The organism is Rathayibacter sp. VKM Ac-2803, from assembly GCF_009807175.1.
GTDB lineage: Bacteria > Actinomycetota > Actinomycetes > Actinomycetales > Microbacteriaceae > Rathayibacter.
In genome coordinates this window covers 73,270-92,757 of the sequence record NZ_WUCD01000001.1, presented here as the reverse complement: position 1 = coordinate 92,757, position 19,488 = coordinate 73,270, and the positions used below count along the sequence as shown (strand labels likewise).

The following is a 19,488-nucleotide window of genomic DNA, read 5'->3' as shown; positions in this document are numbered from 1 at the left end:
GGCGCCGGGCAGGGGTGACCGACGACCGGCCGGCGCGGGGAGGCGCCGAGCGGAGGGCAAAAGGGGGTGGTAATTGCTCAAACTAGCGGGAGGAAGGTTTCCCGCGCATTACGTTTCCGAGAATTCAGGAAACGACACGCGGACGATCTGCCCCCAGAACGAGGCGGTAGACGTCGATCGTCGCTCGTGCGATGGCGTCCCACTCGAGCGCCGAGAGGTCGGCGCGGCGGTCGGAGTCGAGGCCGTCGACCCACTCGAGCGCCTCGTCGAGCACGGCGCCGTCGAAGCCGCCGTCGTAGAGCCGCACCCAGTCGGAGCCCACCAGCGCCGCCAGCTCGTGCATCGCGCCGAGATCGGGCACCAGCACGGGGCGGTCGGCCGACACCGCGAGGATCGCCGATCCGGAGTTCTGGATCGCGGAGTAGGGGAGCACCACGAGATCGCTCGCCCGCAGCCAGAGCGCCATCCGCTCGTCGCTGAGGAACGAGAGCTCGAGCCGGATGCGCTCGTCGCCGGCCGCCGCCTCCTCGATCACTCCGCGCAGCGGACCGCGGGCCGGGTTGCCGGCGACCGCGAGCTGCGTGCCGTCGTCGGCGCGGGCGCGGAACTGCTCGACCAGCGTCGGGATGTTCTTGTAGGGGCGGATCTGCCCGACCGAGACGACCAGGCGGGCGTCGGCGTCGAGCCCGAGCTCGGCCCGGGCCTCGGCCCGGCTCGGCGAGAAGTCGTAGTCGTGCCGGTAGTGGCCGTGCGGAGTCACGTAGGCGGGCACCGCGGCGAGCTCGGGGTAGGAGCGGCGCATCGCGGTCACTCCCTCCTGCGAGAGGCAGATGATCGCGTCGAGGTTCTCGGTCAGCACACGGCGGTACCAGTTGCGGAGGAACGGCGTCGCCCGCTCCTCGTGCGACGCGACGTTGTGCGCGGTCCAGATCAGCCGGGTGCCCCGGAGCCGCGCGATGCGCAGGAAGGCGAAGAAGAAGACCAGCCGCGCCACGATCCGGTAGCGGCGCACACCGCTGAGGAAGGTGAGGTCGGGCCAGTGCAGGTGCACGACGTCGACCTTCGAGACCAGCAGGCGCAGCCACGACAGGTCGCGCACCAGCACGCCCTCGGCGGTCATCGCCGTGTACAGACGGGCGTTGTACGGGTTCGCGTAGCGCGTGCGGAACGCGGGCTCCGCCTCGACCCGCAGGTGCCGGCTCACGGCGCTCTCGCCCGACAGCAGCGTGCGCAGCCGCGTGGCCAGGCGCGTGCGCAGGGTGCGCGTGCCGCCCGCGATCATCGGGCCGCCTCCGTCGACGCACCGGAGCCGGGGACGCGGCCGAAGAGGGTGCGCTCGGCCTCGGGGTAGCCGACCCGCCAGTCGCGGCGCTTCTGCCAGACCTCGGTCCAGGCGCGGCGCTTGCGGCGGGTGGCGGTCTCGAGTCCGGCGCGGACGAGGGCGCCGGCCTGCAGCAGCGCGATGCCGGCGCGGGCGGGCAGCGGCTTCCACGACAGGCGGATCATCGTGACCTTCCCGGCCATCACCATCGTCATCTTGCGCCCGGAGTTGCCCTCGGTGGCCGCGTCCCGCGTCGAGGCGCCGACGTCGTGCACGATCACCGCGGAGGGGACGATCACCGGGTGCAGGCCCGCGCGGGCGGCGCGGATCGAGAACTCCGCGTCCTCGCCGTAGAGGAAGAACCGCTCGTCGAGGCGGCCGACCCGCTCGTACTCGGCGCGCTCCATCAGCAGCAGGCAGCCGGTGATGATCGGCACCTCGCGCACGGTGTCGCGCTGCCAGCCTCCGAGCGACTCGGGGTCGAGCAGCGGGTTGCCCCGGAACACGGTCGAGAGCATCGTCGCGTAGGTCAGCAGCGACCAGAGCGTGGGCGCTCCCCAGCACGACGACGGGTCGACGGTGCCGTCGGGTCGGAGGGTGCGCCCGCCGTAGACGCCGTAGCGCGGGTTCGCGACGGCGAACTCGAGCAGCGCGCGGAACGAGCCGTCGAGCACGAGCGTGTCGGGGTTGAGCAGCAGCACGTAGCGCTCGGTCGCGGCGGCCACTCCGCGGTTCACGCCGCGCGCGAAGCCGAGGTTGTCGCCCGCCTCGATCACGGTCGCCTCGGGGTGGGCCGCGCGGATCGCCTCCGCGCTGCCGTCGGCCGAGCCGTTGTCGACCACGATCACGTGCGGCGGAGTCGGGGCGTCGCCGCGCGGGATCGAGTCGAGGCAGGCGAGGGTCTTCTCGCGGGTGTTGTAGCTGACGACGACGATCGCGAGGCCGGTGTCCGTGGTCTCAGGCACCGGGGGCCTCCGGACGCTGCCCGATGACCTTGGCGGGCACGCCGCCGGCGATGCAGTTCGCGGGGAGGTCCTTCGTGACGACCGCTCCGGCGCCGACGATCGCGCCGTCGCCGATCGTGACTCCGGCGACCACCACGACGTTCGCGCCCAGCCAGACGTCGCGGCCGATCACGATGTCGCGCTCGATCTTCGCCTGGTCCATCACCGGCGTGCCCTGGACGATCCCGTAGTTCGACGCGGTGACGGTGACGTTCGGCGCCAGCAGGCACTTCTCGCCGAAGGTGATGCGGCCGCTCGTGTTGCCGGCCCAGACGATCGAGTTCTCGCCGATGTGCGTGCCGGCGCCGAGGGTGATCCGCTCGGCGTTCCTGAAGGACACGTTCGGCGCGAAGGAGACGTCTGCTCCGCGGGTCAGCCTCGGCACCTGGTCGGCGTGGCTGTACGCGTGGAAGTGCAGCAGGCGCACGGCCTGCAGGTAGGTGCGCACCTTGGTGAGGGTGCGCAGCGGTCCGCCGCCCTGGCTCATCGGGTAGTCCCGTTCTGGTCGTCGTCGGAGTTGTGGTCGTCGTCGGAGTTGTGGTCGTCGTCGGAGTCCTGGTCGGCGGACGCGGCCGCGCCGGCGCGCCGCGAGAGGGGGTCGATCACGGGGGCGCCGATCTCGGCGAGCGACTCGGTGATCGAGTCGAGGAAGAGCGTCGTGTCGAGGTCGGAGCGGATCGAGATCGCGATGTCGAGGCGCTTGAGGAACGAGCTGGCGAACACCGCCGCCTCGTCGTCCGGCTCCGTCACGGGCCAGAGCGTCATCGAGTCCATCTCGGCCGTGCCGAACCAGCGACGGCGGAGGAAGACGGGCAGGTAGGAGGCGTAGCCCAGCCAGTCCTTCACCCCGCGGGTGATCCCGCTCTCGCCCGAGTCCACGGCGGACTGCACCTGCGCGCGCACGCTCGCGACCGTCTCGGCGATGCCGAGCGACACCGGGACGGCGACCCGCACCATCGAGACGTGGTTGCGCTTCACCGCGTTCTTCTCGCGCCGCGGCGAGACGGGGACCAGCGTCGCGATCTCGGTCCGCTCCGGGTGCAGCGCCGCGAAGGCGTGCAGCGCGAGGGCGACGGTCAGATCGGCGACCGAGCCGCCCGCGGCCCGGGCCGCCGACTTGGCGGTGGGCAGGTCGACGGTCAGGATCGCGGCATCGCGCGGCTTGATGCTGCGCTCCAGCATCCCCGAGCGGCGGATGTACGCGTCCCGCAGCGAGCGGATGTTGCGGCCGCCGACGCGGGTGATCCGCTTCTTCAGCGGCTTGCGCTTCCACTCGGCCCACTCGTCCGCCAGGGAGGCGTGCCCCGAGGCGATCTGCCGCCGCGCGGCGAGGGTGAGCGAGAGCGGGCCGCGTGGCGCGCGCGGATCCTCAGGGAACCGCATCGGCGCCCGGGTGTAGGGCTCGAACTCGACCGGAGCGTCCGAGGAGAACGCCTGGATCAGCAGGAGCCCGAACATGCCGTCGCCCAGGGCGTGGTGGATCCGCACCGCGAACCCGAGCTGACCGGTCGAGAGCTCGACCACGAGGATGTCCCAGAGGGGACCCTTGGGGTCCATCGGACCGTTGAACGCTCCCGTGAGCAGCTCGACGTGGCGCGGATCCCACTCGACGACTCCGGGGTGGAAGCGCACGTGATCGCGCACGTCGATCTCGTCGACCGACACCCACGACGGCGTGAACAGCCCGAGCGGGGCCCGGGCGAGCCGCTGCCTGACGGAGGGGGACTTGCGGATGAACTCCTCCCACGCCGAGTAGACGAGATCGCGGTCGAGCGACCCGTCCGCGCGGCGGTACGGGGTGCCGTCGACGATCATCGAGCCGGTCGGCCGGGCGACCTCGTAGACGATGGCGTTCGAGACGAACTTCTCGTCGAGGGTGCGCAGCGGCTCGGCGTGCGGGCGGCCGGAGCGGCGGGGGGGACGGGTCATGGTTGCTCCCTGCGGGCGGGTCGGGGGCGGAAGAGACGGGAGCGGGAGGGGGCGGGAGCGCTCACTCGGCGACGGGCGCGGGCGACAGCCGGATCGGCGTCGGCGGGTACTCGTCGACGAAGGTCGAGCCCGAGAGCCGCAGGTGCCGTGAGCGGAGGTAGCCGCGGAGGATCCCCTCGACCATCGCGAGCTCGTCGCGCGCTCCGCGACCCCGCTTCTTGGCCGAGCGCACGAGACGGCGGCCGCTGCGGACGGCGAGCGTCGCGGTCATCCTGCCGCCGACCAGCGGCGACATCCGCCACCACTTGCCGACCAGCGCGCCGAGCCCGAGCCCGTAGCCCCGCATCAGACGCCGATAGGCGGTGGGATTGCGCGTGTTGACGTGCAGCACGACGCTGTCGGGGACGAAGACCGCGGTGCCGCCGGCGGCGAGGGCCCGGCAGAAGATGTCGAGGTCCTCGGCTCCGGCGAGGTAGCGGCCGGCGCCGAGCGTGTCGTCGAAGCCGCCGAGCGTCTGCACGGTGGAGCGGCGGAACGCCATCACGGCGCCGTGTCCGGCGTCGAGGCCCTGCACGGTCGACCGGTAGGTGATCCGGTCGGTCGGCGGCACGTCGGTGTCGACGAGCGTGTGGTCGAGCATCCGCCCCGTGGCCACGGCGACCCGCTCGTCGGCGAAGGCGTCGAGGAGCGCCTCGATCCAGCCCGGAGTGGGGGAGCAGTCGTCATCGGTGTAGACCACGACCGGCCGGGTGCTCGAGTCGAGACCGAGGTTCCGCGCGATCGAGAGCCCCTTGGTGTCGGTGCGCACGTAGCGGACGCCGGCGGCCTCGGCCACTTCGCGGGTGCGCGAGTCGGTCGACGCGGAGTCGACGACGATCACCTCGACGGCCGGGTCGGTCCCCGCGGCGATCGCGGCGAGGGCGCCCCGCAGCATGTCGGGCCGCTCGCGGGTGCAGAGGATGATCGAGACGTCACTGAGGCTCAGGGCGCTGGGGTTCACGGGCGATGGGTCCTCGACGGGTCGGCGGCGACGGCCGGGGTGCCGACCATCCGCATGGCGGCGCGGTAGGCGGCGACGAGATCGACGCCCGCCCGCGTCCAGGTGAGCTCGCTCCGGTTGGCGAGGGCCGCCCGGCGCAGTCGTGCCAGCAGCTCCCGGTCGGAGCAGACGAGGTCGAGGTGCGCGGTCAGCGTCTCGACGTCGCGGGGCTCGTGCACGAGACCCTGCACGCCGTCCTCGAGGTTCGCGCCGGCCGCCGAGGAGACGAGCGGGACGCAGCCCGCGGCCTGCGCCTCGGAGGTGACCAGCGCGCTGCCCTCCTCGATCGTCGGCAGGATCAGCACGTCGGCCGCCTGGAAGACGGAGGTGACGTCGCTGGTGAACCCGCGCAGCTCGACGCTGGGCTGCTCGAGGAGGCCTGCGAGGCGCTCGCGGTAGCCCGGGGTGAAGTCGCCGTAGACCAGGAACCGGCCGCAGCCGCTGGCCCGCGACGCCTGCCACGCCTGCAGGGCGTAGAGCAGGCCCTTGCGGGGCTCGATCCGGCCCACGAAGACGGCGGTGAACACGTGGTCGGGGTCGTCGCGCGGATCGGGATCGATCACGTGCGCGGTGTCGACCTGGGCGCCGTAGCGGTGGCGGAGCAGCTTCTCGGGCGAGAAGCCCTTCTCGAGGAAGGTCCGCTCGACCGAGGCGGAGGGCACCAGGATCGCGGTCGCGGAGGCCCACTCCCGCTCCTCGCGCTGCAGCCGCACCGCGTTGTACGTGTGCGGGGAGCCGGGCGGCGGGGTGATGCCGAGGCGCTCGTACTCCTCGGCGACGACCTCGAAGGCGTGCGCGGTGTGCGTGTTCGGCGCCTCGCGGACCGACGGGACGCCCTGGCGGGCGGCCTCGTCGAAGGTGCGGGCCGATCCCCACGGCCAGCCGTGGACGACGTCGTAGTCGCCCTCGGCGAGGATCCGCGCGGTCACGCGGTCGTGGTGCGCGATCGAGCGGCTGCGCCCGAAGAGGCGGTGCGGAAGGCGGATGCCGCCGACCGTCAGAGTCGTCACCGCGCGGGCGACGGGCCCGAGCGGCTGGGCGATCGAGGCGGCGACGACGGTCACCCGGTGGCCTGCCTCGGTCAGCGCGCGCACCTGGTGCAGCGCGGTCCAGCCGATGCCGGGCGAGCCGATCGCGTGCGGGAAGGAGTAGAGGACCGACAGCGGAGCGTCATCGCTCGCCGAGGGCGCGACGGTGGGCGCGAGCGTCGTCAGACGGTCGTCGTGGTCGTCGTCGTGCGGGGCCGACTCGGGGTCGGCGGGGCGGTCGGGTGGGTCGGTGGCAGTGGTGGAGCACTGGTGCTCATCATCCATGCGTCTCCTGTCGTGAGGGCGGCGCGCTCAGGAATGAACAAGGACTACCATCCTCGTCCATCTGAGAGGAATGCAAGTGCGCGTCCTGCTGGGCGGGTCGGACACCCAGGAGACTTAACACACCCGCAATACTTCCGGCATCCGCATGCCGTGGGTTATGGTCACAATGAGTGTGTCGGGGCACCGCACTCGTGGGGTCCCGGTTCTCTGCCCGTTCCGACCCCCTGGCCGCAAGCCCGGAGGCGGCGCGGACGCAGCGACAGCACGTTCGACACCGCACTACGCACCAGGCTCCGTCCTCGTCCTCCGACGTCGACCGCCACACCACCCGTTCCGCCATTACCCGCCGTGATGGACGGAGGCGTTGCTCCATCGTCTGCAGCAGCATTGCATCCTCCGAGCACGCGGCGAGTCGCCCGAGGTACCACACCTCGCCGTCTGGAAGTCGAGACCGAGATGTCCGTCCCCCTTTACCTTCGAGTGCTCTGGAGCTACAAGTGGCTCCTCGCCGTGGGCCTCATCGTCTCCGTGCTGGCCGCCCTGGTCGCCGGATACACCGTCAAGGACGGGGAGATCGTCTCGCGCGCTGAGTCCGCGTACCGCTCCGACACGACGATCCTGCTGGGCGGTGGCCCCCAGAACCCGTTCCAGGCCGTCGACCCCGGTCAGACCATCACCGAGGGCACCACCGAGGCGCAGCAGAACGACCTCACGAACACCGCGGTCATCTACGCCTACCTCGTCAGCGGCTCCCAGATCCGCGCGCAGGTCGAGGCGGCCATGGGCCCCCTCACCGACACCGAGGCGCTGAGCGCGGTGCGCCGCACCACGCAGCCCGCCGGCACCGAGCAGAACCCGGGCCGCTTCAGCCTCCCGATCCTCTCGATCGTCGGTGAGTCGACCGATCCCGAGCGCGCCGTCCTCATCTCCGAGACCGCGTCGACGGTCTTCCAGAACTACGTCGCCGCCCAGCAGGACGCCTCCGGTGTCGCCCCCGAGCTGCGCGTGACCCTCGCGGTCACCGACCAGGGCACCGCCGTCGAGCAGGAGGGGTCGAACCCCATCATCCCGATCGCCATCACCGGCCTCGGCGTGTTCCTCGCCTTCATCGCCCTCGCGTTCATCCTCTACAACGTCCGCATCTCGCGGGAGCGCGTCACCGCTAACCGCAACAACGCCCGCCCGCGCGGCGAGTCCTTCCGCCGCGGCCCGGCCATCACCGGCACCGCGGGCGAGGGCCAGCGTCCCGCCGCACTGGGCACCGCCTCCGAGAACCCCGCCGCGGCGGGTGAGCTCGCCTCCTCCGGGAAGCGCAGCGCCACCTGAGGCGGGGTCCCGACATGAGCACGCAGACCGTCAAGGGACTCCCGATCCCTGTTCCCGGCAACGACGACCCGTACGCGGGCGAGATCCTCGTCCGCCGGACCTTCGGGATCCGCTCGGCCCTGGCGACCGTCCTGCTCTCGGGCGTCGCTCTGGCAGCGGTCTACTACCTCAACCCGCTCTACGCAGGGGCGGTCCTCTTCGGGATCTCGTTCCTCTACCTCACGCGCAAGCTGGTCTTCAACTGGACCGGCGCGTTCATGGTCCTGCTGCTCGTGATCATGTTCATCCCGGTGCGCTACTACGCGCTCCCGATCCCGATCGGCTTCGCTCTCGAGCCCTACCGGCTCGTGATCGTGCTGATGGTGATCTCGGGGATCGTCGCCCTGATGATCGACCCGAAGTTCGTCTGGCGCCCCGCGGCGTTCGGCTGGCCGCTCGGGATCTGGGTGGCGTCGAGCCTGCTCTCCATCGCGGCGAACGTGCAGTTCATCTCGGAGGGCGGCCTCGGCAGCGGTGTCGCCGGCGCGATCATCAACGACCTGCTGATGCTCTCCGTCTTCTACATCGCCCGTCTGATGATGCGCAGCGAGCGCATCGTCGAGGCCGTGCTGACCACGCTGGTCTGGACGGCCGTCGTGGTCGCGGTCTTCGCGGTCCTCGAGCGCGCGACGCAGCAGAACGTGTTCACCATGCTCGACAAGTTCCTCCCGCTCGAGCGCCTCGGCGCCGAGCAGGAGGCCTACCGGGCCGGCGGCTACCGCTCGTTCGGGTCGGCGCAGCACCCCATCGCCCTCGCGGTGATGTTCACGATGATGATCCCCATCGCGATCTACCTCTCGAAGTACGCCCGCTGGCCGTTCAACGAGATCAACCGCCGCATCATCTACTACGGCGTGGTCCTCGCGATGCTCCTGGGCGTCGTGACCGCGGTGTCGCGCACCGCGATCGTCACGCTGGGCGTGATGTTCCTCGTGACGCTGATCCTGCGTCCGAAGATCGGCGGATACCTCCTGCTGGGGATGATCCCCGTCCTCGGGCTCGGCTTCCTCGTCATCCCGAAGATCCTGACCGACATGATCGGCTCGTTCCTCGACCCCGAGGAGCTCATCGCGTCGCAGTACACCTCGGCGGGCATGGCCGGAGCAGGGCGTCTCGCCGACCTCGAGCCGGCGATGGCCATCGTGCGCGAGCATCCGTTCTTCGGAACGGGCATCGGCAGCCGGATCGTCGTCGGTGACGACAAGAACGCGTTCATCCTCGACAACCAGTGGCTCGGCACCCTGATGGACGGCGGCGCCGTCGGTGTCATCGGCCTCGCCGTGCTGTTCCTGGTGCCGATCGTGATGCTGCTGCGCTACTCGTTCAAGAGCACGACCACCCCGCAGTACGCGAGCCTCGCGTTCTCGATCGCGGTCCTGCTCGTCGGCTACACGATCGCCGCCTACTTCTACGACGCCTTCGGTTTCTTCCAGGCCTTCATGCTCTTCTGGGTCTTCCTGGGGATCGGCGCCTGGGTGCTCACCGAGGCACCGCGCAAGTCGGCTCGACGCCGGCTGTCGCCGGAGGACGCGGGCTACGTCTCGGCGTTCACCCGCGGCTCGGCGGGCGCTCCCGGACACGGGCCCGCCCTCGGCTCGCACGTCGGCGCCCACTCCCGGGATCACGTCGTCCGCAAGCCGGCTCCGATCGAGTCGTGAGCGTCCGCGTCAGCGTCGTCATCCCCGCGCACGACGAGGCGGCGGTGATCGGCCGGCTCCTCCGCGCGCTCGTCGACGGCGACCCGGAGGGCCGGTTCGAGATCGTCGTCGGCGCGAACGGCTGCACCGACGACACCGTCGCGGTCGCCCGCGCCGTTGATCCGCGGATCCTGGTCGCCGAGACGGAGCGCGCCTCCAAGATCGCCGGCCTCAACGCGGCCGACGCGATCGCCACGGTGCTGCCGCGGATCTACGTGGACGCCGACGTGAGCGTCTCGGCCGAGACGCTCCTCGCCCTCGGTGACGAGCTGGTCCGCCCCGGCGGCCCGCTCGTCGCCGCTCCCGAGTTCCACGTCGACACGCGCGGCGCCTCCTGGGCCGTCCGCGCGCACTACTCGATCTGGGAGCTGTCCGACTACCGCGTCAGCGGCCTGGTCGGCTCCGGGATCTACGGCCTGTCGGCCGAGGGGAGGCGCCGCTTCGGCGCGTTCCCCGAGATCATCGCCGACGACCGCTTCGTGCAGCAGCTCTTCGCACCCGAGGAGCGCGCGACCCTGCGGGGGCACACCTTCTCGGTGAAGGCCCCGCGGCGGATGCGCAACCAGCTCAAGCGCACCGTGCGGATCGCCATCGGCAACGTCCAGCTGAAGGAGTCGGGCCTCGTCCCCGACCGCCCGCAGCCCGCGGGAGCCGGACTCGTGCCCCTGCTGAAGCGGGTCCTCCGGCGGCCGTCCCTGTGGCCGGCCTTCCCCATCTACTGCTACGGCTATCTGCGACCCCGCCTCACGGCCCGGTCGATCATCGCTCGAGGAGGCGTACCCGAATGGAACCGCGACGAGACGACGCGCGCGTGACGGGGCCGACCACGTCCGGCGGCTCCTCGAGCGCGTCCCGCACCACCGACGAGCAGATCGAGGCGGCGATGGACGACACCGCCCACACCACCGAGACGCTCGCGACCGACGCGATCGCTCAGTCGCCGACGGTGGGCGACGGACCGAACCTGCCGCCCCGCTCCGACCTCGGCCACAAGGCCAGCCGCGGAGTCATCCAGACCCTCGGCGGGCTCTGGGGCAAGACGGCCATCCAGCTGATCTCGACCGTCGTGCTCGCCCGCCTGCTGTCGCCGTCGGACTTCGGTCTGCTGGCGGCCGTCACGGCCATCGTCGGAGTCGCCGACCTGGTCCGCGACTTCGGCCTCACCGGCGCGATCATCCAGTCGAAGAAGCTCAGCGACGCGGTCTGGCGCTCGGTGCTGTGGCTGTCGGTCGCGCTCGGCGTGGCGGGCACGATCGTGATCGCCGCCTCCGCCTGGCTGATCGCCGGCCTCTACCAGGAAGAGGCCCTGATCGTCCTGACCCTCGCGGTCGCTCCGACGCTGTTCCTCAACAGCCTCTGCATGCCGCTCCAGGCGCGCGTGCAGAAGGAGATGCGCTTCGGCCTGATGGCGCAGATCGACGTCGTCTCGATGCTCGTCGGCGTCGTCGGCTCGATCATCGCCGCGCTCCTCGGCTGGGGCGTCTGGTCGCTCGTCGTGCTGCAGGGCGGCGCGCTGGTCTACCGGCTGATCGCCCTCTGGGTCGCCGCCCGCCCGAAGTTCGGCCCGCCGCGGATCTCGCGCGAGGTCATCCCGCTGGTCACCACCGGCGGCAGCATCTTCGGCGTCCAGCTGCTCAACTACTTCGCCCGCAACGTCGACAACGTCCTCATCGGCGCGCAGCTCGGCGCGAACGCGCTGGGCCAGTACTCGCGGGCCTACTCGCTCTTCCTGCTCCCGCTGCAGCAGCTCAACGGGCCCCTCGGCCGCGTGGCGCTGCCGGTGCTCAGCTCGCTGCAGGACGACGGCGAGCGCTACCGCCGCTACGTCCGCGGGGCGCTGCTGGTCATCGGCTACCTGACGCTGCCGACCTTCGGAGTCCTCGCGGCCCTGTCCGGCCCGCTGGTCGAGCTGCTGCTCGGCTCGCAGTGGTCCTCGTCGGCCGTGATCCTGTCGCTGCTCTCGATCGCCGGCATCGCCCAGGGCATCGGCAACGTGCAGGGCTGGATCTACATCTCGCTCGGACGCGTCCACCGTCAGCTGGCCTACTACGTGGTCACGCGTCCGATCGTGATCGCCTCGTTCTTCGTCGGCCTGTGGTGGAACGGCGTCGAGGGCCTCGCGCTGCTCTACGGACTCACCACCCTCGCCCTGCTCGTGCCCGGCTTCTGGCTCGCCATCCGCGGCACGTTCCTCCGCGGCTCCGACATCATCGTGCCGGTCCTGCGCCCCGCGATCGTCGTGCCGTTCATGTTCGGCGCCGCCTGGGCCGTCGGGGAGTACACCGACCTCCTGCCGATCGTGCACCTGATCGTCGGCGGTCTCGCCTCCCTGGTGCCGCTCGCCCTGGCGATGGTGCTGCCGGTCTACCGCCGCGACATGAACCAGATCCTCGCCTTCGTGAAGCAGGTCAGGAAGCCCAAGCCGAAGGGGCCGAAGCCGCCCGCGGCCGTCCCCGCCACCGAAGGAGGAGCGGCATGATCCGCCGTGCCGGAGCGATCGCCGCTCTTCTGCTGTCCGCCGCTCTGCTGGCCGGGTGCACCTCCGCACCGGCTCCCGCCGAGACCACCGAGCCCGCCGCGGGCGGCCTGCCGTTCGAGGCCGGCGTCATCGCCGCGATGGGCGACTCGATCTCGGTCGGCGTCGCCGCGTGCGGGCAGAACAAGCCCTGCCCGAGCGCCTCGTGGACCACCGGCGAGGATGAGACCGTCGACTCCGTCGCCCGTCGCGCCGGCGAGGCCGTCGGCGCGGTGCCGACCATCGAGAACGTCGCCGCCAAGGGCGCCACCTCGGCCGAGCTGCCGCGCCAGGCCGAGAAGGCCGTGGCGGTCTCGCCCGACCTGGTCACCGTGCTGATCGGCGCGAACGACGTCTGCCGCAAGAACAGCAGCGACATCACGACTCCCGACGCCTTCCGCACCAGTGTCACGACGAGTCTCGCGACGCTGTCGACGGGGGCCCCGGACGCGACGATCTTCGTCTCCTCCGTGCCCAACCTGCTCGACTTCTTCGAGACCGAGCGCACCGACTCCGAGGCCGTCTCGCGCTGGTCCGGCAGCTCGAACTGCAACTCGCTGCTCTACGAGCCGACCTCGGACGCGGCGGACTCGGTCGCCCGCCGCACGAACGTGAGCGACACGATCGACGCCTACAACGCGATCCTCGCGGAGGCCTGCGGGGCCGTCGCGAACTGCGTCTACGACGGAGGCGCGCTGCACGACTTCGACGTCACCTCCGACGACATCTCGGACGTCGACCACTTCCACCCGTCGATCGCGGGCCAGGCGAAGCTCGCCGACATCGCGTGGACGGCGCTGATGGCGGGGGTCTCCTGACCCTCTGAGCCCGTCGGTGTGCACAACCGAGGGTGAGAGCGGTCATCGCGCCCCATCGGGCGACTCGGCGCCTCTGAGCCTCGATAGTGCACGCGTGAGCGCTCCGTCCGGCGGGTGACGCTCCTCCACAGGCGCTTCTGGGGCCTCGGTCGTCCCGATTCCGGACTCAGGGCCGCACGTCGTGACGGCGGCGACGCCACCCTCGGGGCATGGAACGAGTGCTGCACCTCCTGACTGCCTGGGGAGGCGTCGCGTCGGCGTCGCAGTTCGCCGGAGCGGGTGTCACGCGCCGCGCGCTCGGCGCCGCCCTGGAGTCGGGAGCCGTCGAGCGGCTGCGCCGCGGGTGGTTCGCACTCGCGACGCTGCCTGTGGACGAGCGTCGCGCCGTCGCTCTCGGCGGGGTGCTGACCTGTGCCTCCGCGCTGGCGGCGCGGGGGCTGTGGGTGCTCGAGAGCGAGCGCCTGCACGTCGCCGTGCCTCCGCACGCGTCGGAACGGAGCGCGCCTCCGGGGGTGGTGCTGCACTGGCGGTCCTGGGACGGCTGCGGGCACGAGTCGGGCTCGCTCGACGGGCTCCGCGCCTCCCTCTTGCACCTGCTGGCATGCGTTCCGCCGGAGGACGCGCTCATGACGCTCGACAGCGCCGTCAACTCGGGCGCGATAAGTCTCGACGATCTGCTCGCGCTGAAGGCACTCGCGCCCACGACGAGGGGCTGGGTGCTCGGCGAAGTGGACGGCGGCTGCCAGTCCGGGTCGGAGACCAGAGTGCGGCGGCTGGGGCAGCGACTGCGCGTCGTCGTCCGCACCCAGGTGGAGATCGAGAGGGTCGGTCATGTCGACGTCGTCTTCGGCGAGCGGCTCGTCCTCGAGACCGACGGTCGGACGTTCCACTCCGGATCCGCGCAGATCGAGGAGGACTACCGACGGAGCCTGGAGCTCGCCGCGCAGGGCTACCTGTGCATCCGCCTCTCGACGAAGCAGGTGCTGCAGACCTGGGGTCGGACGGAGACGGTCATCCGAGCGCTCGTCGACAGGCGCGAGCACCTCTGGGGGGTGCGGAGGTGAGATCGGCGTGCGCAACCGAGGTCAGGAGCGGCCGAGCCGCCTCTCGGAGGGCGACGCGCACTGTCAGCCTCGGTTGTGCACCGGCGCCGGCGTCAGACCGCGGGAGCGCTCGAGCCGCCGCCGCCCTGGGTGCGGCTCGCGGCGAAGCCGGGGCGCTTGGAGCGCACGCGGGCGGGGGAGAAGCGGAACGGGGCGACGTCCTCGACGACGCGGGTCGAGAGGCGGGCGGCGCGCAGCAGCAGCTCCTCGGTCAGCTCCTCGGGGGCCGCGGCGATCGCGAGGCCGCGGCGGTCGAGCTCACGCGCGATCTGGATCTGGTGGTCGTCGATGTGCTCGCCGCGCGCCACCAGGCGGGGGACGAGGATCGGGACCTTGCCCGCCTCGATGGCCGTGATGGCCGCGCCGGTGCCCGCGTGGGCGATGACGACGTCGGCCGCGTCGACCGCCTCCTGGAGCTCGTGGTGCGGGACGCTCACGCGGCCCTCGATGCCGTGCGGTGAGACGTCGGCGAGTCCGGTCTGCCAGAGCACCTCCGCGCCCGAGAGCAGGGGGACCGCGGCGGCGATCAGCCGGTCGAAGGGGTAGAGGTCCTGCGTGCCGACCGAGAGGACGGCGCGGCGGATGCCGCGGACCTCCCGCGCCGGACCGGTGGTGAAGGCGTCGAAGATCGAGCCGCCGAACTGCCAGCGCTGGTCGGCCCACACCGGGTACTGGCTGTAGGTGTTCACTCCGCGCAGGCGCGCCATGATCCGCCCCGTGATCGAGGGGCCGTCGGCGCGCGCCGCGCTCTCGATGTAGTGGCACTCGATCCCGCGCAGCGACGCCTCCGGCATGAAGGACACCGCCGGGCTCGACCCGGTGCTGAAGACGGCCGAGTAGTCGCCCTTGCCGATGATGCGGTGCGCGAGGAGGGCGTTCTGGGCGATCGGCAGGGTGTCGCGCGGTGCGGCGAAGCGGCTGAAGGTCACGCGCCGTCCCTCGAGGAGCGAGCGGCTCAGGCCGTTGTCGAACGTCACCCAGTGCTGCTCGGCCGGATCGATCCCGAACCGGGACGACAGCGTGAACAGCTGCTTCAGATGCCCTCCGCCGGAGCAGACGAACAGGAACTCGGACATGGTGCCCTCCTCCGCACCGGGGAGCCGATGGCCGGCCCGGGCGGATGCTGTGTAGTGGGAGATCGTGAAGGTGACGGGTGGACGGCGGCCGGGCTCAGCCCGGCACGACCTCGCCCGAGCGCGCGCCTCCGCGGTCGAGCAGGATGTCGAGGACCGTCCCGTGCCGGGCCGCCCACGAGTTGGCGTGCACCCACTCGAGGCGGTCCTCCTCGTCCGCGTGACCGTCGGCCAGGGCGTCGTCGACGACCGAGGCGAACTCCGCCATCGTCGGCACGATGCGGATGCGGTCGCTGATGCCGTGGATGGGCGGGAGGTCGACCGAGATGACGGGGCAGCCGCTCGCCACGTACTCGTACAGCTTGAGCGGGCTCATCGCCTCGGTCAGGGGCGTCCGCCGGTGCGCGAGGAGGCAGAGCTCGACGTTGCGCATCGTCGCGACCAGTTCGCGACGGCCGACGGAGTGGTGCAGGTGCACGTTCGAGAACCGCGCCAGGGGGGCGAGGTACCCGGGATCGGGCTGCGGGCCCATCAGGACGATGTGCAGCTCGGGGTGCGCGGTCGCGACCGCCACGATCCCCTCGACGTCGAGCCGGTCGTCGAGGGTGCCGACGTGCAGGGCGCGCGGGCCCGGGATGCTCCGCAGCCACTCGGGGGCCTCGGGGACCGGGCCGGTCCACTCCTCGGGAGCGACGCCGTTCGGCACCACGGCGTGGGGGCCGGTGGGGGCGATCCGGTCGATGATCTCCTGCGACACGGCGGTCACCGAGCGGCCCGAGGAGGCGACGCGGCGGTACGCCTCCTGGAACGCGGGCCAGTGGTTCTTCCACCGGGTCGAGGTGGTCCAGTCGTCGCGGGCGAAGAACATCACGTGCTCGGCCCACTCGAACGGCGAGAAGCCGGCGACGACGGGGCTCGTGGTGACGATCACCGGCCGCACCAGCTCGAGCTCGTCGGCCAGCTTGGCGATGCCCTGATCGTAGGCGCGGTACTCCCTCTCGAGGCCCGCGATGTCGGTCGGGTCGCTGCGCCGCAGGCGGAGCGGGGTGTGCAGGACGCGCGTCGGCGTCCCGGGGAACTCCACCTCCCTGCCGAGCGCGGAGCGGACGAGGTTGGTGGGCGCGAAGCGGTACGGATTGGCGACGATCAGGCGCCCCACCTGGGGGCTCTCCATCAGCGAGGTCAGGATGCGGTCCGGCGGCCGCATCATCCCCCGGCGCGCGGCATCGGTGTACGTCTCGTACGAGAAGGTGAAGACGACGTCGCGCACGAGACCGTTCCCCACGGTCGGCGCGCTCACGCGAACGTCCGGATGACGCGCGCGGGGACCCCGACGGCGACGGAGTAGTCGGGCACGTCGTCGCGGACGACCGCGTTCGCGCCGATGACGGCGCCGCGACCGACCGTGACTCCGGGCATGATGACCACGTTCTCGCCCAGCCAGGCGCCGCGGCCGATGCGCACCGGGGCGATCCGCTCGACCGGCTGGTCGCGGATGAACGTGTCCGGGTCGGAGAATCCGTGGGAGTGGTCGGAGATGTAGACGCCGCGGGCGATGCCCACGCCCTCCTCGATGATCACGCTCTTCACGGCGGTGATCGCGGTCATGTTCATCCGAACGCGGTCGCCGATGATCAGGGCCGGGGTGGGCGCGTCGGCGGAGGGCACCATCAGCATGCAGTTCGCGCTGATCAGGACGTTCTCTCCGATCGAGATGCGGCTGCCCTGCCCCGGGCCGATGCGGAACGGCAGGCAGATGCGCGAGCCCTTCCCGAAGCGGTGGAAGCCACCGGCGACGAGCTTGCTGAAGGCCAGATCGCGGGCTCGCTGAGCCAGGATCGCGAGATCCAGTCCGTTCACGGCATCAACTCCAGGTGACAGGGGCGTGCAGAACGACGGGTGCGTTCAGCGCCTGAGGCGGGGCGCGCGGCACAGCGGGTAAGCGGGCATCGCACGGGTGAGGGAACGGACCCACGATAGCGAGCGTCACCCATAGAGGGCGACCCCAGTGGTCGGGGGCTCAGACGCCCGTAACCCTGCGGAAACAGGATCGACGGCGGTGCCCCTTGCTGCGCGCTCGCCGAGGATGCAGGCGTCGGACGGGCCGCGGAGCGATCCGTCGGCCCGGAGAGCGTAAAATCGGACAGTCCGCGGAGAAGAGGAACCGGCAGGGTCCTCCCAGCCTCCGATCGGGCGATCAGCGCCGACGGACCCGGCGGCGTCGCCCGGTCCGCTCGCGACTCCCGACCCACCGCACCACCAGAGAGGCTCGACCGTGGCCCACGCCGCCGACTCCGCCGAACGGGCGAACTCCTGGACCCTCGTACTCGCCCGCGCCGCCGTCGCCGCGGCCGCGGGCTGCGTGGTCACCTTCTCCCCCGACCACAGCCCGGCCTTCGGGCTCGCCGTCTTCGCCGGGTTCGCCCTCGCGACCGGCGCGGTCTCCCTCCTCCGCGCGCTGCGTGCCGCCGACGGGCGCAGTCGCAGGGCCGCGCTCGCCTCGGCCGGCGTCACCCTCCTCGCCGGAGTCGGAGCGCTCGTCGCGCTGCCCGTCGCCGCGCTGATGCTGTTCGTCGCTCTGGTGGCCGGCTGGGCCCTCGTCTCGGGATCCCTCGAGATCACCAGCGGCCGCCGCGGTCAGGGCCTCGCCGCCCGCGACGCGGTCGTCGTCGGTGCCGGCACGGTGCTCCTCGGCGCCGCCTTCGCCCTGCTCCCTCCCCACCCCGTCGTCTCGGTCGGCCTTCTCGGCGCCTACGCCGTGATGGTCGGCGTCTACCTCGCGATCGCCGCGTTCTCGCTCAAGTGGGCCGCCGGTGCCGATGCCGTCGACACCTCGACATCCACCACCGGAGGAGACCGATGACCGCCGAAGGCCAGACCCCCGACGCCGCGGCGCCCGAGCCCGACGAGTTCGCGCCGCGCACGTTCCAGCCCACCCGCAAGGACCGCCTGCGCCCCCTCGAGCTCATCGGCTTCTCGGCCGTGATGGCGGCCTTCGTCGGCGTGGTCGTGCTGCTGTCGACCCGCGAGCCGGTCGTCGCGCTCATCTCGTTCGGAGTCGCGTTCATCGTCGTCCTCGTCGCGATCGCGATGTTCTCGCTCACCTTCAAGCCCGACGACGCCGAGATCGCCGACCTCGACGAGCAGAACGGCCGCCACTGAGTTCTCCGGGTCGGGGCGTCCTCGCCGCCCCTCCCGCGGTCGGCTCTTCGATGTGGCCGGGTTCTGTAGAGCGTCCCGCTTTCGCTGCGCGGAATCGCTTGGCACGCGATTCCGCGGTGCGCTCCGAGGTTCGGCGTACGCGGGGACCGCTGGAAGGTGACACGGGGAGAAGACGGCGTCCGCCGCCCTCCATGCTGGTCGAGTAGCCGCCGTGGGCGGCGTATCGAGACCCACCTCCCTTCGGCGATAGGCGTGCTCGCTGCCGCTCCGGCCGGCGTCGGTGGTCGGACGTACTGTGCGGGCATGGCGGAGGCGATCGGGCGGTGGTGGGAGCGGCGGCGGTTCTCGAGGGGGGTCGACGTGCCGTACGAGGTCGGGCGCTACCGGGACGCGTGGTCGTCCTATCCGGTGCTGGTGCGGCAGTACCGCCCCGAGTACAACGACGGCATCGTGCTGAGCCAGATCCCTCCGGCCGCCGACGTCTACCTGTGCTGGCTCTGCGACTCCGGGCACCTGTTCGTCGCGACCCCCGAGGAGCAGCGGCACCGCCCGGGTCGGGAGCGCCGGCGCTCGTCGTGGTGCCCCGAGTGCGCCGAGCTGGCCCGGCCCTGGACGCCGCGTGCGCATCAGGAGGAGGCGCCGCCTCCGCGTCGAGCCCCCGCCCGCGCCCCGCGGATCTGCTCGAAGACGCCGGATCTCGCGGTCGGCGAGCCGTTCGCGAGTCGGTGCGCGCCTCCGCCCGCTTCGGCCGTCGAGGCCCGGCTGCGGGCGATGCTGGCCGAGCGGCTCGAGTTCGAGCCCGGCTTCACCGCGGTGCGCCTCGGCCGGCCGTTCTTCGAGCACCTCGAGGCGTGGCCGGACATCGTGCTGGGCGAGCTGCGGGTCGCGATCGAGTACGACTCGACGGGGAGGCACGGACTCGAGCACGTCGGCCGCCGCGAGGAGGCGGACCGTCGGAAGGACCGCGCGCTGCGGTCGGCGGGCTGGGAGGTCGTGCGCATCCGCACCGGCCGCCTCCCCGCACTGGGCCCGCACGACGTGCTCGCCTCGGGAGTGTCGGCGGCCGTCGTCGAGCGGCTGCTCGAGGAGCTGCGGGTGATCCGCGGAGACCTGCTGGTCGACTCTTGGACGCGCTGAACGCCTCCGCCC

General features: G+C 71.8%; 18 protein-coding genes. 9 read left to right on the top strand and 9 right to left on the bottom strand.

Annotation, left to right across the window (positions count from 1 at the left end):
* Nucleotides 1-124 precede the first annotated feature (124 nt).
* From GRS96_RS00445 to GRS96_RS00420, 6 genes are all read right to left on the bottom strand, one after another.
* Complete coding sequence (locus GRS96_RS00445; protein WP_159855548.1) at nt 125-1,282, bottom strand: glycosyltransferase family 4 protein; 1,158 nt, start codon at nt 1,280-1,282, stop codon at nt 125-127.
* Nucleotides 1,279-2,286 carry a glycosyltransferase family 2 protein gene (locus GRS96_RS00440; RefSeq protein WP_159855550.1) on the bottom strand — a complete coding sequence of 336 codons (1,008 nt, stop codon included), beginning with the start codon at nt 2,284-2,286 and terminating at the stop codon, nt 1,279-1,281. The genes GRS96_RS00445 and GRS96_RS00440 overlap by 4 nt, the downstream gene beginning before the upstream one ends.
* On the bottom strand, nt 2,279-2,812 hold the full coding sequence (locus GRS96_RS00435) for an acyltransferase (protein ID WP_159855552.1): 534 nt from the start codon (nt 2,810-2,812) through the stop codon (nt 2,279-2,281). Before GRS96_RS00435 ends, GRS96_RS00440 begins: the two co-directional genes overlap by 8 nt.
* A complete protein-coding gene (locus GRS96_RS00430) occupies nt 2,809-4,254 on the bottom strand; it encodes a wax ester/triacylglycerol synthase domain-containing protein (RefSeq protein ID WP_159987421.1) in 1,446 nt (481 codons plus the stop codon). Before GRS96_RS00430 ends, GRS96_RS00435 begins: the two co-directional genes overlap by 4 nt.
* A gap of 61 nt (nt 4,255-4,315) precedes the next feature.
* Nucleotides 4,316-5,254, bottom strand: a complete 939-nt coding sequence (locus GRS96_RS00425) for a glycosyltransferase family 2 protein (RefSeq protein ID WP_159987420.1) — start codon at nt 5,252-5,254, stop codon at nt 4,316-4,318.
* On the bottom strand, nt 5,251-6,606 hold the full coding sequence (locus GRS96_RS00420) for a glycosyltransferase family 4 protein (RefSeq protein ID WP_159855558.1): 1,356 nt from the start codon (nt 6,604-6,606) through the stop codon (nt 5,251-5,253). The genes GRS96_RS00425 and GRS96_RS00420 overlap by 4 nt, the downstream gene beginning before the upstream one ends.
* A 456-nt stretch (nt 6,607-7,062) precedes the next feature.
* Here GRS96_RS00420 and GRS96_RS00415 point away from each other — a divergent pair, with 456 nt between their 5' ends.
* From GRS96_RS00415 to GRS96_RS00390, 6 genes are all read left to right on the top strand, one after another.
* Nucleotides 7,063-7,932 (top strand): hypothetical protein, encoded by an 870-nt coding sequence (locus GRS96_RS00415; protein ID WP_159855560.1) that lies wholly within the window; start codon nt 7,063-7,065, stop codon nt 7,930-7,932.
* 14 nt (nt 7,933-7,946) lie between these two features.
* A complete protein-coding gene (locus tag GRS96_RS00410; RefSeq protein ID WP_159855562.1) occupies nt 7,947-9,629 on the top strand; it encodes an O-antigen ligase family protein in 1,683 nt (560 codons plus the stop codon).
* Complete coding sequence (locus tag GRS96_RS00405) at nt 9,626-10,483, top strand: glycosyltransferase (RefSeq protein ID WP_159855564.1); 858 nt, start codon at nt 9,626-9,628, stop codon at nt 10,481-10,483. The genes GRS96_RS00410 and GRS96_RS00405 overlap by 4 nt, the downstream gene beginning before the upstream one ends.
* On the top strand, nt 10,453-12,147 hold the full coding sequence (locus GRS96_RS00400; protein ID WP_159987419.1) for a lipopolysaccharide biosynthesis protein: 1,695 nt from the start codon (nt 10,453-10,455) through the stop codon (nt 12,145-12,147). Before GRS96_RS00405 ends, GRS96_RS00400 begins: the two co-directional genes overlap by 31 nt.
* Nucleotides 12,144-13,001, top strand: a complete 858-nt coding sequence (locus GRS96_RS00395; RefSeq protein ID WP_159855566.1) for a GDSL-type esterase/lipase family protein — start codon at nt 12,144-12,146, stop codon at nt 12,999-13,001. Before GRS96_RS00400 ends, GRS96_RS00395 begins: the two co-directional genes overlap by 4 nt.
* A 209-nt stretch (nt 13,002-13,210) precedes the next feature.
* Nucleotides 13,211-14,065, top strand: a complete 855-nt coding sequence (locus GRS96_RS00390; protein ID WP_159855567.1) for a type IV toxin-antitoxin system AbiEi family antitoxin domain-containing protein — start codon at nt 13,211-13,213, stop codon at nt 14,063-14,065.
* 92 nt (nt 14,066-14,157) lie between these two features.
* Here GRS96_RS00390 and GRS96_RS00385 read toward each other — a convergent pair whose 3' ends face one another.
* From GRS96_RS00385 to GRS96_RS20820, 3 genes are all read right to left on the bottom strand, one after another.
* Nucleotides 14,158-15,180, bottom strand: a complete 1,023-nt coding sequence (locus GRS96_RS00385) for a glycosyltransferase (protein WP_159987418.1) — start codon at nt 15,178-15,180, stop codon at nt 14,158-14,160.
* A 94-nt stretch (nt 15,181-15,274) separates the two neighbouring features.
* A complete protein-coding gene (locus tag GRS96_RS00380) occupies nt 15,275-16,477 on the bottom strand; it encodes a glycosyltransferase (protein ID WP_159855569.1) in 1,203 nt (400 codons plus the stop codon).
* Nucleotides 16,474-17,037 (bottom strand): acyltransferase, encoded by a 564-nt coding sequence (locus GRS96_RS20820; RefSeq protein ID WP_159987417.1) that lies wholly within the window; start codon nt 17,035-17,037, stop codon nt 16,474-16,476. Before GRS96_RS20820 ends, GRS96_RS00380 begins: the two co-directional genes overlap by 4 nt.
* Nucleotides 17,038-17,452: 415 nt before the next feature.
* Here GRS96_RS20820 and GRS96_RS00370 point away from each other — a divergent pair, with 415 nt between their 5' ends.
* The 3 genes from GRS96_RS00370 to GRS96_RS00360 all read left to right on the top strand — a co-directional run bounded on the left by GRS96_RS00370 (nt 17,453) and on the right by GRS96_RS00360 (nt 19,476).
* Nucleotides 17,453-18,040 carry a DUF308 domain-containing protein gene (locus GRS96_RS00370; protein WP_159855571.1) on the top strand — a complete coding sequence of 196 codons (588 nt, stop codon included), beginning with the start codon at nt 17,453-17,455 and terminating at the stop codon, nt 18,038-18,040.
* Nucleotides 18,037-18,339, top strand: a complete 303-nt coding sequence (locus tag GRS96_RS00365; RefSeq protein WP_235021907.1) for a hypothetical protein — start codon at nt 18,037-18,039, stop codon at nt 18,337-18,339. The genes GRS96_RS00370 and GRS96_RS00365 overlap by 4 nt, the downstream gene beginning before the upstream one ends.
* A gap of 303 nt (nt 18,340-18,642) precedes the next feature.
* Nucleotides 18,643-19,476, top strand: a complete 834-nt coding sequence (locus GRS96_RS00360) for a hypothetical protein (RefSeq protein WP_159987416.1) — start codon at nt 18,643-18,645, stop codon at nt 19,474-19,476.
* Nucleotides 19,477-19,488: the final 12 nt, after the last annotated feature.